Below are 14,777 nucleotides of genomic sequence, written 5' to 3'. Positions count from 1 at the left end.
AGAAATCCGAGGACCCCTCGCTGTCGAAAGGTTACTTTGTAACCCCTGCCGTTTTCGACGGCGTCCGCAACACGATGCGGATCGCCCAGGAGGAGATCTTCGGCCCCGTCCTCTCCGTCATCCCGTGGAGCGAAGTCGACGCGATGGTCGCGGAGGCCAACGGCGTGGCGTACGGCCTGGCGGCCGGAGTCTGGACCCGGGACCTCTCCGCCGCGGTCCGCGTGGCGAACGCGCTGCAGGCGGGGACCGTCTGGGTCAACATGTACGGGTACGTGGGCGCGGGAGGCCCGTTCGGCGGCTACAAGGAGAGCGGCTTCGGCCGGGAGACAGCCTTCGAAACATTATCCCACTACACTCAAACCAAGAGCGTCTACATCAACACATCCGAAAAGAAACCCGGCGGGCGGTGACCGCGCATCAGCGGGATTCCCTCCGGTACGTCCCGCTCCTGCCTCCCTCCTTCGAGAGGAGGACCACCTCTCCGATCGAGATCCCGCGGTCCGCGCCCTTGCACATGTCGTAGATCGTGAGCGCCGCGACCGACGCCGAGACCATCGCCTCCATCTCCACGCCGGTGCGGTCGAACGCCGTAACCGTGCTGCGGACGACGATCGTCCCCCGCTCGCCGTCCACCTCGAAATCGACCGACGCCCGGGTGTAACCGTGCTGCGGACGACGATCGTCCCCCGCTCGCCGTCCACCTCGAAATCGACCGACGCCCGGGTGAGGGCTACCGGGTGGGAGAGCGGGATCAGGTCGGGCGTCCGCTTCGCCGCGGCGATTCCGGCGATCCGCGCGATCCCGAGGACGTCGCCCTTCTTCACTCCGCCGGACGCGATCGCCCCGACCGTCTCCTTTTTCATGAAGACCGTCGCGCACGCTACCGCCGTGCGGCGGGTCGGCTCCTTCGCTCCCACGTCCACCATCACCGCGCGTCCGCCCTCGTCGAAATGATTGAACGGCAACCCGCACCTCCTCCCCGTCAGGGAATCCGCTCGATGACGTCGCCGGGGGACACCTTGCCGGGGCGGACGACCCGGGCGAAGATCCCCTCCCGCGGCATCACGCAGTCGCCCGCCTGGTGGTAGATGGCGCACCGGGTGTGGCACTCCTTCCCGATCTGCGTCACCTCGAGGACCGCCTCCCCGATGCGGAACCGCGATCCCACCGGGAGCTCCGTCAGCGGGATCCCCTCGGTGGTCACGTTCTCCGCGAAGTCGCCGGCCGAAACGGACAATCCCTTGTTCCGCATCTTCTCGATGCTCTCGGCCGCCAGCAGGCTCACCTGGCGGTGGCCGTCTCCGGCGTGCGCATCCCCCAGCACCCCGTGGTCCGCGACCAGCGCGACCGACGGGACCGGCTTCTTCCGCTCCCCTTTCCGCTCGCTCACGCAGACCGCGGCGACCCGCGCGACCGATCCGCCCTCTTCCGCCCGACCCGTCACCGCGCTCCTCCGACCGACCCCACGAAATCCCTCCCCGTCCCTCCGTGCGCGATTCCCGGCCCACCTCGCACGGCGCGCAGGTCAAGGATTATCTCACGGGAGCCCGGCAACCGCACGGGTTCGGACGCGGGCGCCGCATCCCAATAATCGGAATTTCGTCCCACGGATGCGCCTCGGGAGAGATCCGCAACCGTCCGTTTTTATGCGCAGAACAACTTCCGATAAGGAAATACATCTAATTCTTCAAACAGATGCGGTCGACTGATGACGCGCTGGGAAACACCGTTATATAGGCATGTATATTGCGTTTCGGTATTCATCATTTACCTCGAGGAGGGATCCCATGTCGGCTTCCGTAAAGAATGAATACGAGCATTTCATCGGCGGAACCTGGAGGAGATCCGGTTCCGGAAAAACCATCCCGGTCCTTAACCCGGCGACGGGTGAACTTCTGACCAGCGTGCAGGCGGGAAACGCAGCGGACGTCGACGCGGCGGTGGCCGCGGCGGGAAAAGCGTTCGTCACCTGGGGGAAGACCTCCGCCGTCGAGCGCCAGGGGATCCTGCTGGAAATCGCCGAACGGATCCGGAAGCGGGCCCGCGACTACGCCGAGCTCGAGACCATGAACGTCGGGAAACCGATCCGCGAATCGGCGAACATCGACGTCCCGCTGGCGATCGACCATTACCGGTATTTCGCCGGCGTGCTGCGGAACATCCAGGGCCTTACCCAGTCCATCGACCAGGAGATGATGCACTTCACCCTCCGGGAGCCGCTCGGCGCGGTCGGGCACATCCTCCCCTGGAATTTCCCCCTCCTGCTCGCGGCGTGGAAGCTCGCGCCTTCCCTGGCGGCCGGGAACACGGTGGTGATGAAGCCGGCGGAACAGACGCCCCTCTCGCTGCTCGAACTCGCCAACGACCTGCGCGACGTCCTTCCGCCAGGAGTCTTGAACGTGGTCACCGGCTACGGGCCCGAGGCGGGAGCCCCCCTGGCGAGCCACCCCGGGATCCGGAAGGTGTCCTTCACGGGAGAGACCACGACGGGTCGCCTGATCCTGCAGTACGCGTCGGAGAACATCGTCCCCGCCACCATGGAGCTCGGCGGGAAGAGCCCGCACATCATCTTCCCCGACGCGAACGTGGAGCAGGCGGTCGAGGGGGTCCTGATCGGGGTATTCTTCAACCAGGGGGAAGTCTGCACCGCCGGGTCCCGGCTCTTCGTGCACGACGCCATCTACGACACGTTCGTCCCGAAGCTGGTCGCCAAGGCCAGGGGGATCAAGATCGGCGACCCGATGAAGGAGGACACCCAGCTGGGGGCGATCGTCTCCCGCGAGCAGATGGAGAAGGTCCTCTCGTACGTGGAGATCGGCAAGAAGGAAGGCGCGACCGTCCTGTGCGGCGGGGCGCGGCCTTCCGACCCGTCCCTCTCCAGGGGATTCTTCGTCGAACCGACGATCTTCGGAGGCGTCCACAACCGGATGCGGATCGCCCGGGAGGAGATCTTCGGCCCAGTGGTTTCCGTAATCCGGTGGGACAGCTACGACGACATGATCGCCGAGGCCAACGATACGGCCTACGGACTCGCCTCCGGGCTCTGGACGGAGAATCTTCCCCTGGCGGTCCGGACCGCCAGGGCGCTGCAGTCGGGGACCGTCTGGATCAACAACTACAACAGCCTGTCCGCCGGGGCTCCGTTCGGCGGCTACAAGAAAAGCGGTTTCGGCAGGGAGTGCGCCTTCGAAACGCTGCAATACTATACCCAGACGAAGAGCGTCTTCGTATCGACGGCGGGCAAGCCGCTCGGCCTCTATTAGGAACGGGGGGGAGTCGACCGTGGATCTTCGCTTCTCGGAAAGGGCGCGGGGGCTCCTGGCGGAGATCCGCGGCGAACACCCGTCGGATACGCTCGTGATCCTCGTCGGGGGCGGCTGCTGCGAGAACACCGCCCCCATCCTGATGAAGAACTTCCGCGTTGGGCAAGGAGACCGGCTTCTGGGGGAGGCGGACGGGATCCAGGTGTACGCCGCCGCGGAGATGTACCCCTTGGTGTCCGCCACTCCCTCGGTCATCGACGTGACGGACGGGCGGGGGGCGGGCAGCTTCTCGCTGGAGATCCCGCGCGGCGTCCGCCTCACGCTTCGGCCCCTTCCTGGGTAGGTGGGGGAGACGGGGCGAAACGACGCCTATGTCAGGAGGTGGACGTCCACCTTCTCGCCCGCGGCGAAGGAGGTCGTGTCGGCCGGAAGGACCGCGATCGCGTCGGCCCGGACCATCGTCCGGAGGATCCCGGTGTTCTGGTCTCCCGCGGAAGAAGCGAAATATTGGACGTCCACCTTCTCGCCCGCGGCGAAGGAGGTCGTGTCGGCCGGAAGGACCGCGATCGCGTCGGCCCGGACCATCGTCCGGAGGATCCCGGTGTTCTGGTCTCCCGCGGAAGAAGCGAAATATTCGCCGTCCCGGACCTCGATCGCGACCCGCAGGAAGTTCACCTTCCCCGCTTTCTTCCGCACCGGTCCGGTGAGGGTCGCCTTGACCAGCGGCCGCACCACCGTCTTCCGGCCCATCATCCGGAGAAGCGCGGGGCGGACGAACACCTCGAACGTGATCAGCGCGGACACCGGGTTCCCCGGGAGGGAGAAGACCGGCCTGCCGTCCTTCATGCCGAACGCGGTCGGGCCGCCCGGCTTGATGCCGACCTTCCAGAAGCGGGACTCGACGCCCATCCGCGCCAGCGCGTCCCGCACCAGGTCCCGGTCTCCCGCCGACACTCCCGCGGTGGTGACCAGGGCGTCCGCCGTCAGTCCTTCGGAGATCTTCTCCGCGTGGCTCGCCGCTTCGTCGCGCGCGATGCCCAGGAGGACCGGGACCGCGCCCGCTTCCCGGACGGCGGCGGCGACCGCCAGGCTGTTGCTGTTGATGATCGCGCCCGGCGACGGCGCCTCGCCGAGCTCGATCAGCTCGTCGCCGGTGGACAGCACCGCCACGCGGACCTTCCGGTAGACCGGGACGAACGCCTTCCCGAGGGAGGCCAGCATGCTGATCTCCGGCGGGCGGAGCGGCGTCCCTTCCGGAAGGATCACGGCCCCCTCCCTCACGTCCTCCACGCGGAACCGTATGTGCTGGCGGACGGTCACCGGTCCCTTCACGACGACATGGCCGTCCGCGGCCTCCGTCTCCTCGAAGGGGACCACCGCGTCGCAGCCGGGGGGGATCGGGGCGCCGGTCATGATCTTGACGGCGCACCCGGGCGCGACGCCGGCCGATGCGGTTCCACCGGCAGGCACGTACCCGGTGACCAAAAGGCGCGCCGGGCCACGGCAATCGTCCGCCCGGACCGCGAAACCGTCCATGGCGGAGTTGTCGCAGAACGGGAGGGGCCACGGAGCGGCGACGGATTCCGCGAGGGTCCTGCCCAGCGCGCGCCCGGTCTCGATCCGCTCGACGCCGACCGGCCGAACGCTCTCGAGCACGATCCTCCTCGCTTCCTCGTAGGTCGGCAAGTCGGAAACCCGTTGCGGTCAGATCGCGGGGGCTGTCATGCGTCGAGGCCGAGGATCACGCTGGATGCCTTGACGAGCGAGCAGACGTGGTCGCCGGTCGCAAGCGCAAGGGATTTCGCGCTCTCCTCGGTCACGATCGCCGTGAGCACGCTCCCGCCTTCCAGGGACACCGTCACCTCGGCGTTCACCGGCCCATGCACGATCCGGCCGACCGTTCCGCACAGGAGATTCCGCGCGCTGACCTTCGCGGCATGGAGGTCCTTCCCGAGGATCACGGCGCTCGCCTTGAAGAAGGCGTACGCCTCGACCCCGGGCGCCAGGCCCAGCGTCTTCGCGCTCTCGTTCGTGACGACCGAGCAGAGGGTCTCCCCACCCTTCAACCCGATGGTGACCTCTGTGCTGACGGCCCCCTTGCGGACCTCCTTCACCTTTCCCAGGAACACGTTCCTCGCGCTGACCCGCATGGCAACCCTCCGAAGCAGGGAGTAAAGGTGCCCCACGTCCCCGAGGCGCCCTTCGAGGCGCCCGATGAACCTTTGATGCTCGTCCTGCAGGACGCGGTACAGCCGGACAGTCTCCTTCCCCGCAACCGTGAGTATTGTACCACCGCCGCCGACGCCGCCGACCGACCGGTGGACCAGCGGTCTCTCCGCGGCGTTGTTCATCGCGTCGACGGAGTCCCATGCGGTCTTGTAGCTGATCCCGACCTCCCGGGCCGCCGCGCTGATCGACCCGCACCGGTCGATCGCTTCCAGCAGTCCGACCCGGTCCCCCCCGACCAGCATCCGGTCGGCGCGCCGCATGGCGAGGGTCGCCGTGATCGACACGGCTCTACTCCCCCCGCGGGCCGGAGGGCGGCTTCCGCCCGGTGCGCGTTTTCCTTCGGCCTTCCTGATGGTTGTCTTCCTCCCAGACCGTATTTTACATGAGCACGCCATTCCCGGTGAACGGCGATGTCGCTCAGAAGGCGAGCTGCGCCTGCACCCGAATCTGCTTGTCGTCCGTGGCCTGCTTCCCGGCGACCTGGATGTGGATGTTTGTATAGTCGCCCTGGATCTTCAGGTTGTGCCCTTCGAAGTAGTACGACACCGCGCCGGTGACTTCGATCTGCATGTCCCGGAGCCTGTCCCGGTTCGGATCCACGCTCGAATACCGGGCCGCCACCTCGAGCTTCTTCGGCAGGAGGAAGTACCCCGCCTGTCCGTAATAGCCCCGCGAGTGCACCGTCCTGCCCTGGTTCCGCCCTTCGCCCTTCCCCCCAAAATATTCGCCCTGCGCGGAGAGTCCCCTCCACCGGAACGCGGCGTCGAACCCGTACGTTTCGACGTCGACCCGCTCCGTGTTGTCGAAGATCGTCGTGTCCTTGGCCGCCTTCCCGAGCCACCCGCTGGTCCCGGAGTACGCGGGAACCGTGGTGCTGGTGTCCAGGAACGTCGCGTTTCCGTTCCGCTTCAGCGTGTTCGCGAAGTAGCCGGCCCCGGCGGAAAGGAGCGGTTTCGGGGTGCTCTCCAGGTCCGGCTCGCTGTACCGCACCTCCCCGAAGGGATTGAAGACGAGGCGCGCGGCCCACGCGCCGCTGTTGGTCGTGCGCGTCCCGCTCTGGCCGGTGCCGTTGAAGAGCCCGGCGTTCCAGGCGAGCCGTCCGCCCGCGACTTTCCCCTGCACCATCGCCCCGACGTCGTAGCTGGGCTTGAAGACGTCCACCGCGTTGGCCCGGTCCACGAACTGCAGCGCGCCGTCGGAGGTGAGCTCCTGCCGGGAGAACGGCATCTTGAACTGTCCGGCCTGGAGCTGCGCCGCGTCGCCGAACCGGTAGTTGATCCATGCGTCGTCCAGCATCTGCGCCGTCCCCGACTTCGCGAGGTCCATCTGGACGCGATACGTGAGGTCCCGGGTGAACGCGTAGCCGCCCATGGACACCTTGAAGCGACGGATCCTCCACAGGCTGGTTTCCGCCAACGGGCCGTTCACATCGTCCTTGTCCACGTACTGGTAATGGAACTGCCCCCTCCCGGCGAGGGAGAGCTGGAACTTCCCGTCGGGCGAGGTGAACGTGAACCCTTTCCCGGGTTGGTACGCCACGGGCTTCGATCCCGCGACCTCCTTGAAATCCGCCTCGGTGATCACTCCCTTCTCCTTCAGGACCTCCTCGAGGGTCCTGGTCCACCCCGTTTGGCACATCAGCAGAAATGCAAGGATCCCGGACGCGAACACGAGCCGCTTCATGGCATCTTCCTCCCCTTCGATTTTTTCGGAATCGTTATGTAGCATACTATATAACGATTGGCAAAAAAAACCGCCGGGCTACCCCCCCCCGACCAGCGGAAAGATGGCCAGGGTGTCCCCGTCGGCCAGCGCCTTCGCAAGGTCGGCGTGCCGGCTGTTCACCAGGACGATCCCGATCTCCTTCTCGGGAAGCTTCGCTTCCTCGACGATCCGCGAGACGGTCGTCCCGGGGGGGACCTCCCGGACCTCCACGTCGAACCGCCCCTTCCGGAACGTCGCGAACAGCTTCACGGTAACCTGCATCCCGCCTCCCTGAGTGTTTCAATTCATAAGTACGGTAACGTATTGGGAGACAGCAGGGAAGGCGCACGCAACAGGAGGGTCCGGCGGAGTCGCCGCAGGAGGGGGGCGAAGTGAGGTAAAGCGCAGCCGGGCGGGTTCACCGCACGGCGAGCCACGAACGGAGTCCCCCTCCGAGGCGGCGAAGCCGAAGGCTGGATCCCGGAGGCGCCCGACACCCGCCCTTCCGCTCCGCGGCTTCGCTGTCACCAGTTGAACACGTTGTCCAGATCCTCGTCCTTCACCGTGAACGTGACGTTGTGGGGCGGGATCGGCTCCTGCAGGAAGAATCGCGGCAGCCGGTCGTCGGCCTTCGAAAATCCCGCGCGCGTGTTGAAGTCCCGCTCCATCTTCAGGATGCTCTTCCCGAGCGCCGTCACGTCGTCTCCCGTAACGGGTACTCCGTGGAAGGCCCCGATCATGTCCAGGAGCGCCTGGAAGGTGTCGGGCTGGTCCAGCAGCGGGAACGCGATGAACAGGCACATCCCGGTCGAGTCCACCGCCGCGGTGGCGATCTGCAGGTTCCGGGACATCTCGACCTGTCCCTCCGGGTTTAACGGATCCAGGTTCCCGCCGGACTTCAGGATGTTCGGCCCCACGGAATATCCCGCCGTGTGGTCGGCGCCCTGGGTGCTCGTCGCGTACGTGACGCCGATTCCCATGACCGACCGCGGGTCGTACGCCGCCATCGCCTGCCCCTTGCACACGGGGACCCGCTCGACGCCGAATACCTTGCCGGTGACCGCGGCGCCGCAACCCAGGATCCTTCCCAGCGGCGTTCCCTTCCCGATCTCCTCCACCAGCCGGATTGCTCCGGGACCGTCCCCGAAGGGGATCAGGCCCGCTTCCATCGCGACGCCGACGGCCGCGCCCGTGTCCATCGTGTCCACGCCGAAGTTGTCGTCCAGGTAATCGAGCCGGGCGATGACGTCCAGGTCGTCGATCCCGCAATTCCCGCCGTGGGCCCAGACCGTCTCGTACTCCGGCTGCTTCGTGACGTAGTTGCCGTCCTTGTCGTGGTAGATCCCGGAGCACTGGATCACGCAGCCGCGGTGGCAGCCGTGGGTGGCGGAACCTCCGCGCTTCACCTCGAGCTCCGCCTGGACCTCCCCGGCGATCCGGGCGGCGCCCCCGAAACGCCCCGTCCGGAAGTTGTTCGTGGGGTAGGCGCCCGCCTCGTTCAGGACGTTGGTCAGGACGTTCGTGCCGTAGGCGGGGAGCCCCTCGCCCGTGATGGGGTGCTTCCGCAGCCCTTCGACGAACCGGCGGTTCGCGTCGCGGAACTTCTCCGGGTCCTTGGGCGGACGCATCTTGAGTCCCGCGTCGTCCAGGATGATCGCCTTGACCCGCTTCGCCCCCATGACGGCGCCGGTTCCGCCGCGCCCGCAGTGGCGGGTCGGCCGCTTCTCCGGATCGGTGCAGGCGATGGACGCCGCCAGCAGCTTCATCTCCCCCGCGATGCCGATGGTCATGAACGCCGCGCGTTCGCCGTACTGCCCCTGGAGCTTCTCGACCAGCGGATAGTTGTTGAGATTCTTCAGGCTGTTGTCGACGGAAACCTGGACCCCGTCCTTGTTGATGAAGATCTTGTAGAGGTCGTCGCCTTCCGGCTTGCCCTCCAGCACGATCGCGGCGTACCCGAGCCTCGCCAGCACCTGCGCGGCCTGCCCCCCCGCGTTCGATTCCTTGATGCCGCCCGTCAGGGGGCTCTTGCACCCCACCGAAATCCGCCCGCTCATGGACGCCGCCGTGCCGCTCAGGGAGCCGGGGGCGATGACGAGCTTGTTCTCGGCGCCCAGCGGGTGGCATAGGGGGTGGACTTCCCTGGACACGATCGCGGTGGTCATCGCCCTACCGCCGAGCCCGGCGAACTCCCCGACCGGCTCGATCCTGGTCTTCGGACCTCCTTCCGCCCCCATGTCGACCCTGAGTATCTTGTCCATGTGCGCTCTCCTTCATCCGGACGTTATGGAATCTTTAAACGTTGCAAAACCCCCTGATCAGGGCAGCAATTCCTGTGCCGATGGCTGGGACCCGCGACCGCACCAGCGCCTCGTTCCTTTCGGCCGCCGGGGCGGGTGGCCGCTCCAACGGCTCCTGTCGTTTTATTTTGCTCGCGAGATGGAAGATGCCGTGCCACCGAAGGAAGATACGCGCTTCCCGCGAACTCGTTATATATAACCCGTAATAACGGTTATGCCGCGGATCCGCCGGCCGCTTCCCCTGATTCGATGGAACGGAAGAACGCGCCTTCGTCCCATTATTGCAATCATGTGGGACGCCTCCGGGTCATTCCTGGACCGGCGATCCCATGTCCGGGAAACCCCGTTCTGTTTTTTCCCGAATTGCGCCTGCCCTGGAGGCAACCGGGGAGCCGTTCCACCGCGGGGTTCCTCTTCGGGAATCGGGAAACTCCCGGTACGGTTGGTGCATAATGTATGGATGATGATCGACGCCTACGGCCGGAAGATCAACTACCTTCGGCTTTCCGTCACCGACCGGTGCAACCTGCGGTGCCGGTACTGCATGCCGGCGGAAGGGATCCCGTTGCTGCCGCACGGGGAAATCTTGAGCTACGAGGAGCTGTTCCTCGTCGCGCGGACCGCGGTTTCCCTCGGGATCGAGAAGATCCGGGTGACGGGCGGCGAGCCGCTGATCCGGAAGGGGATCCTCGGCTTCCTCTCCCGGTTGGCGGAAATCCCCGGCCTGCGGCAGCTCGTCCTCACCACCAACGGACTCCTGCTCGAGGAGATGGCGAAACCGCTGAGGAGCGCGGGAGTCCAGCGGATCAACATCAGCATCGACTCCCTCGACCCCGGGAATTTCGAGCGGATCACCCGCCGGGGGGACATGGACCGGGTCCTCGCCGGGATCCGGGCGGCGGAGAGCGCCGGGTTCCCGGTCAAACTGAACATGGTGGTGATGCGGGGCGTCAACGACCACGAAGTGGTCGACTTCGCGGCGCTCACGCTCGACAGGCCGTACGCCGTTCGCTTCATCGAATTCATGCCGTCCGGCGCGGGGGAGGAGGACTGGCGCTCCCTCGTGGTCCCCGGCAGCGAGATCCTCGACCGGATCGCGAATCGGTTCCCGTTCGACGAGGTCGACCGGGGAGAGCTCGCCGGCCCGGCGAAGGACTACAGGATCCGGGGCGCCGCCGGGACGATCGGGGTGATCACCCCCGTCTCCGGCCACTTCTGCCGGGATTGCAACCGGATTCGCGTCACCGCTTCCGGGAAGGCGCGAGGGTGCCTGTTCTCCCGCCGGGAGACGGACCTTGCGCCGCTGCTCCGGGAAGCGGGAGCGCCGGGGCTTACGAGTGCGCTCCTCGATATCGTCCGCAAAAAACCCGATCGGCACCGCCTGGCCGGGGACGAGCCGGGGAACGGCCCCCTAGGCATGTCCCGGATCGGCGGTTGACCGCGTGACCGTCTCCCCCGCGTTTCTCGACCACCCCTCCAAGCTGTTCGTCGAGGTCACCACGCGGTGCAACCTGCACTGCGCGATGTGCGTGAAGCAGACCGCGGGCGGCTGCTCTCCCGAGGGCGACCTTCCGGTTCCGCTGTTCGAATCGATGGCCCCCGCGTTCCCGCGGCTCCAGGCGCTCGTCCTGAACGGGGTCGGCGAGCCGTTGCTCCATCCGCGGCTCGAGGATATGATCCGCGCGGCCCGGGAGCGGATGCCGCGGGAAGGGTGGGTCGGCTTCCAGTCCAACGGTCTCCTCCTGACCCCGGACCGGGCCGCCTCCCTCGCGTCCGCGGGGCTCGACCGCATCTGCTTTTCCATCGACGGAGTCTCTCCGGAGACGTTCCGCAAGGTCCGGGGCGGCGGGGAGATCGAAGGCGTGGAGCGGGCGCTCTCCGCGATGGCTTCCGCGAAGGCCGCCCTCGGACGTCCGGAGCTGCAGGTGGGGGTGGAGTACGTGGTGATGCGCGGCAACCTGCGGGAGCTCCCCGAGGCGCTTCGATGGTCCGCCGCCCGGGGCGCCACGTTCGCGATCGTCACGCACGTTCTCCCGTACGACCCGCACCACGGAAAGGAGGCCGCCTTCGACCCGAACACCGACCAGGCGATCGCGATCTTCCGGGAGTGGGACGAGAAGGCCCGGAGGGAAGGTTCGGACATCCGCCGGTACTTCGAGATCCGGTGGAAATACGACCGGACCCCCGGGGAAGAAGCGGTCCTCCGGTACGTCGAAGCCATGAGGGCGGACGCGATGGCCCGTGGCATCTTCCTCGACGTGAGGAAGCTGATCGCGGCGGATCGGGGACACGGCGAAGCGGTCGCCGACGTCTTCGCCGAGGCCGCGGAAGTCGCCCGGAAGGAAGGGCTCGACCTCCGGCTCCCCGGCATCTCCCTGAAGGAGAAGCGGAATTGCAGCTTCGTCGAGGAGGGGGGGGCGTTCGTCTCGTGGGAAGGGGCGGTCTCGCCGTGCTACTTCCTGTGGCACCGCTACACCTGCTACGCGCACGGCTGGAAGCAGCCGGTGCACCCGAGGGTATTCGGAAAAGTGGCGGAACGGGGGATCCTCGAGATCTGGAACGACCCCGGTTTCCGGTCGTTCCGCGAGGACGTGGTCAAATACGACTACCCGTACTGCGCAAGCTGCGGCCTCGCCCCGTGCGACTACGTCCAGACCGAGGAGTTCGAGCAGGATTGCCACATACGGAACGTCCAGTGCGGAAGCTGCATGTGGTGCATGGGCGTGTTCCAGTGCCTGCGGTGACGGTTCCCCGTCAGACGATCCCTCTTTCCTTCAATCCCCCCAGCGTCCCGGCCCCCAGCCCCAGGTATTTCCCGTAGATGAATTCGTTGTCGGCCCCGATCGGCCGGCACGCCCATTTGACCCGTCCCGGGGTCGCGGACATCGACTTGAACGTGGAGTTGGGAAGGAGCAGTTCCCCGTAATGCGGGTCGTTCATCCGGAGGAACGTCCTTCTCGCCTCCCAGTGCTCCCGCGTCAGGACGTCCCCGGGGGTCTCGAGCCGCCCGGTGACCACCGTCCCCTTCTTGTCGGGCCTCTTTCCGTACTCCGTGATCATCCCCTGGATCTCGTCGGAGGTGTACTGGACGGTGAACCGCTCGATCTCGTGCTGGATCGCCGGCTGGTTCTCCGGGGTCAGCCGCTCCCGGATGGTGGGGAACTTCTCCCGCAGATCGGGGCGGTTCATGATTTCGCACAGCGCCGACCAGTTGGGGTCGGAGAACCCGGAGATGAAGGTGTGGCCGTCCCTGCACTTCACGTAGGTGTACGGGAAGACGGCGTAGTCGTAGTTTCCCGCGCGCGGCATCTGCTTCCCCGTCATGTGGAAATATTGCATGACGTAGTTCGAAATCGCCATCAGCCCCTCCGGGGGCGAAGCGTCGATGAACTGCCCCGCGCCGGTCCTCCGCCGGTGGAACAGCGCCATCTGGATGCCGAACGCCGCCCACGCGCCTCCGGCGTACCAGCCCATCCAGTTTCCCTGCTTCAACGGCCTCTTGAACGATTCGGGAACGTCGGGATCGAGGTCCGGTTCGCCCGTGACCGACATGATCACGCCCCGGGCCTGGTCGACGATGTCGTACCCCGGCTGGCCGGCGTACTTCTCCGCGTCGGCGCCGGATTGCCCGTAGGTGTGGATCGCCGCGTAGACCAGCCCCGGGTTGACGTCGCGAAGTTCGGCGTACCCCAGTCCGAGCCCCTCCATCCGTCCCGGGCCGAAGGTGTGGATCAGGACCGCGGCCTTCCCGGCGAGCCGCCGGAAGATCCCCTTCCCCTCCTCCGAGGCGATGTCGAGGGTGACGTGGAACTTGTTCCGTCCCTCCGTGATGTACCCGAGCCCCGCGTCCCCGATCATCATCCCGTACGGGGTCATCTTCCGCGCGATATCCCCCCCGGGCGGCTCGACGCGGATCACCTCCGCCCCCATCTCCGCGAGCAGGGAGGAGGCGAACAGCCCCGCGAAGCTGCCGTGGCTTGCGTCCAGCACGAGCGTGTCGTCGAGCGCTTCCGGCTTCCGGCGGATCTCCTCCGGATTCGTCTCCCGGTGCGACCACTTCGCGTATTCCGGGTTGGAGGAGAGACCCGTGATCTTCGCGTCGTCCATTTTCCCTTCGGTCCCTCCCCTCCGCCGCGTCAGGCGAGCTTCATCCCGCGCACACCGTCCCAGCCGGGCGGCGGGCATTGCGACGGGACGTTCGGATTCCACCGGAAAACCACGCCCTGCTCCTCGAGCTTCCGGACCTCCTCGTCCGTCCGGCCGAGGAACCTCTTCAGCACGTACCCGTTGTCGAATCCCAGCGGGCGGCAGCTCCACTTGAGCCGGCCCGGCGTACCGCCCATGACCGGCGGGTAGCACTGCTGCACCATGGTCCCGTAGAGGGGATCGTCGTACTCCTGTACGGCGCCCCGTCCCCGGAAATGGTCGCTGTGGTACACGTCCTTCGCCTCGAGCACCCGGGACGCGGCGAAGCCGTGACGGCAGCCGAGCTCCTCCACCTCCTCCACGCGATGCCTGCCGGTCCAGTCGGCCACGATCCCGAGCAGCTCCCGGGCGTTTCCCTCCGAAAGGCGAACCAGCGGATCGGAGTACTGCTCGAGCAGGTCCGTCCGGCCCATGGCGAGGCACAACCCCCGGAACTCCCCTTCGCCGAACGCGGCCACCGCGACCCGCCCGTCGGAGCAGTCGAAGAGGCCGGACGGGCAGATCGCCAGGTCCCGGTTTCCCGCCCGCTTCCGGTTCTCGCCGGTCTTGAACGAGTAGAGCCACGTCCAGTCGAGCAGGCGGATGACGTTTTCCACCTGGAGGTAGTCGATGAACTGCCCCTCCCCGGTCCGCTCGCGGTAGTTCAGGGCCGACAGGATGGCGTTGGCGCACATGAGGCCCGTGACCCAGTCGGCGATCCACACCCCCGACTTGATCGGTCCCCGCTCCTCGAAACCGGTGATCGTCGCGAGCGCGCCCATGCTCTGCGCCACCGCGTCGTAGGAGGTCCTGCCGGTCCACGGCCCCCAGCTTCCGTACCCGGACACGTGGAGGTGGATGATCCCGGGATTGACCTCCTTGAGGTTCCTGTAATCGAGCCCCCACTTCGCCATCCGGCCCGGGGTCAGGTTGTCGACGACCACGTCGGCCTTCTTGACCAGCTCGAGGAACAGCTCCCGGGCGCGGGGGTTCCCGACGTGCATCCCGACCCAGTACTTGTTGTGGTTCTCGATCTCCAGCCCGGGGGACATCCCGTTCCAGAAGAACGCGTAGGGGGTGACGAACCGCATCTGGT

At 66.8% G+C, this 14,777-nt stretch carries 13 protein-coding genes and 1 pseudogene; 5 read left to right on the top strand and 9 right to left on the bottom strand.

Features of this window, described 5'->3' with window-relative positions:
• On the top strand, positions 1–410 hold a 410-nt coding region (locus HZB86_05315; protein MBI5904953.1), incomplete at its 5' end, for an aldehyde dehydrogenase family protein.
• Between the two features lie 7 nt (positions 411–417).
• Here the strand turns inward: HZB86_05315 and HZB86_05310 are convergent.
• Both HZB86_05310 and HZB86_05305 read right to left on the bottom strand, forming a co-directional pair.
• A pseudogene (locus HZB86_05310) lies at positions 418–965 on the bottom strand (cyclic pyranopterin monophosphate synthase MoaC).
• Between the two features lie 17 nt (positions 966–982).
• Entirely contained in the window at positions 983–1,444 is a 462-nt protein-coding gene (locus tag HZB86_05305; protein MBI5904952.1) for an MOSC domain-containing protein, read from the bottom strand.
• A 295-nt stretch (positions 1,445–1,739) separates the two neighbouring features.
• On the opposite strand from HZB86_05305, the gene HZB86_05300 reads away from it, so the two are divergent.
• Both HZB86_05300 and HZB86_05295 read left to right on the top strand, forming a co-directional pair.
• Positions 1,740–3,263: an aldehyde dehydrogenase family protein gene (locus tag HZB86_05300; GenBank protein ID MBI5904951.1), complete on the top strand. Its 1,524-nt coding sequence runs from the start codon at positions 1,740–1,742 to the stop codon at positions 3,261–3,263.
• Positions 3,264–3,282: 19 nt separating this feature from the next.
• Complete coding sequence (locus tag HZB86_05295) at positions 3,283–3,606, top strand: DUF779 domain-containing protein (protein ID MBI5904950.1); 324 nt, start codon at positions 3,283–3,285, stop codon at positions 3,604–3,606.
• Positions 3,607–3,632: 26 nt separating this feature from the next.
• On the opposite strand, the gene HZB86_05290 is transcribed toward HZB86_05295, so the two are convergent.
• The 5 genes from HZB86_05290 to HZB86_05270 all read right to left on the bottom strand — a co-directional run bounded on the left by HZB86_05290 (position 3,633) and on the right by HZB86_05270 (position 9,457).
• Complete coding sequence (locus HZB86_05290; protein MBI5904949.1) at positions 3,633–4,949, bottom strand: molybdopterin molybdotransferase MoeA; 1,317 nt, start codon at positions 4,947–4,949, stop codon at positions 3,633–3,635.
• Positions 4,950–4,984: 35 nt separating this feature from the next.
• Positions 4,985–5,752 carry a TOBE domain-containing protein gene (locus HZB86_05285; protein MBI5904948.1) on the bottom strand — a complete coding sequence of 256 codons (768 nt, stop codon included), beginning with the start codon at positions 5,750–5,752 and terminating at the stop codon, positions 4,985–4,987.
• 157 nt (positions 5,753–5,909) lie between these two features.
• On the bottom strand, positions 5,910–7,175 hold the full coding sequence (locus HZB86_05280; GenBank protein MBI5904947.1) for a porin: 1,266 nt from the start codon (positions 7,173–7,175) through the stop codon (positions 5,910–5,912).
• 78 nt (positions 7,176–7,253) lie between these two features.
• Positions 7,254–7,478 carry a MoaD/ThiS family protein gene (locus tag HZB86_05275; GenBank protein MBI5904946.1) on the bottom strand — a complete coding sequence of 75 codons (225 nt, stop codon included), beginning with the start codon at positions 7,476–7,478 and terminating at the stop codon, positions 7,254–7,256.
• A 242-nt stretch (positions 7,479–7,720) separates the two neighbouring features.
• The gene (locus HZB86_05270) at positions 7,721–9,457 is read right to left on the bottom strand and encodes an aldehyde ferredoxin oxidoreductase (protein ID MBI5904945.1); all 1,737 of its coding nucleotides are present in this window, start codon (positions 9,455–9,457) and stop codon (positions 7,721–7,723) included.
• A gap of 499 nt (positions 9,458–9,956) precedes the next feature.
• Between HZB86_05270 and moaA the strand changes: the two genes are divergently transcribed.
• Positions 9,957–10,934 carry a GTP 3',8-cyclase MoaA gene (moaA, locus tag HZB86_05265; GenBank protein ID MBI5904944.1) on the top strand — a complete coding sequence of 326 codons (978 nt, stop codon included), beginning with the start codon at positions 9,957–9,959 and terminating at the stop codon, positions 10,932–10,934.
• 4 nt (positions 10,935–10,938) lie between these two features.
• Entirely contained in the window at positions 10,939–12,240 is a 1,302-nt protein-coding gene (locus tag HZB86_05260) for a radical SAM/SPASM family putative metalloenzyme maturase (protein MBI5904943.1), read from the top strand.
• 10 nt (positions 12,241–12,250) lie between these two features.
• Here the strand turns inward: HZB86_05260 and HZB86_05255 are convergent, their stop codons facing one another.
• Both HZB86_05255 and HZB86_05250 read right to left on the bottom strand, forming a co-directional pair.
• Positions 12,251–13,603 (bottom strand): CoA transferase, encoded by a 1,353-nt coding sequence (locus HZB86_05255; GenBank protein MBI5904942.1) that lies wholly within the window; start codon positions 13,601–13,603, stop codon positions 12,251–12,253.
• A gap of 29 nt (positions 13,604–13,632) precedes the next feature.
• Positions 13,633–14,777 (bottom strand): CoA transferase (locus tag HZB86_05250; protein ID MBI5904941.1); only part of this gene is annotated, 1,145 nt, incomplete at its 5' end.

The organism is Deltaproteobacteria bacterium, assembly GCA_016234845.1.
Classification (GTDB): Bacteria; Desulfobacterota; Deferrimicrobia; order Deferrimicrobiales; family Deferrimicrobiaceae; genus JACRNP01.
This window is presented reverse-complemented; position numbering and strand designations above follow the sequence as displayed.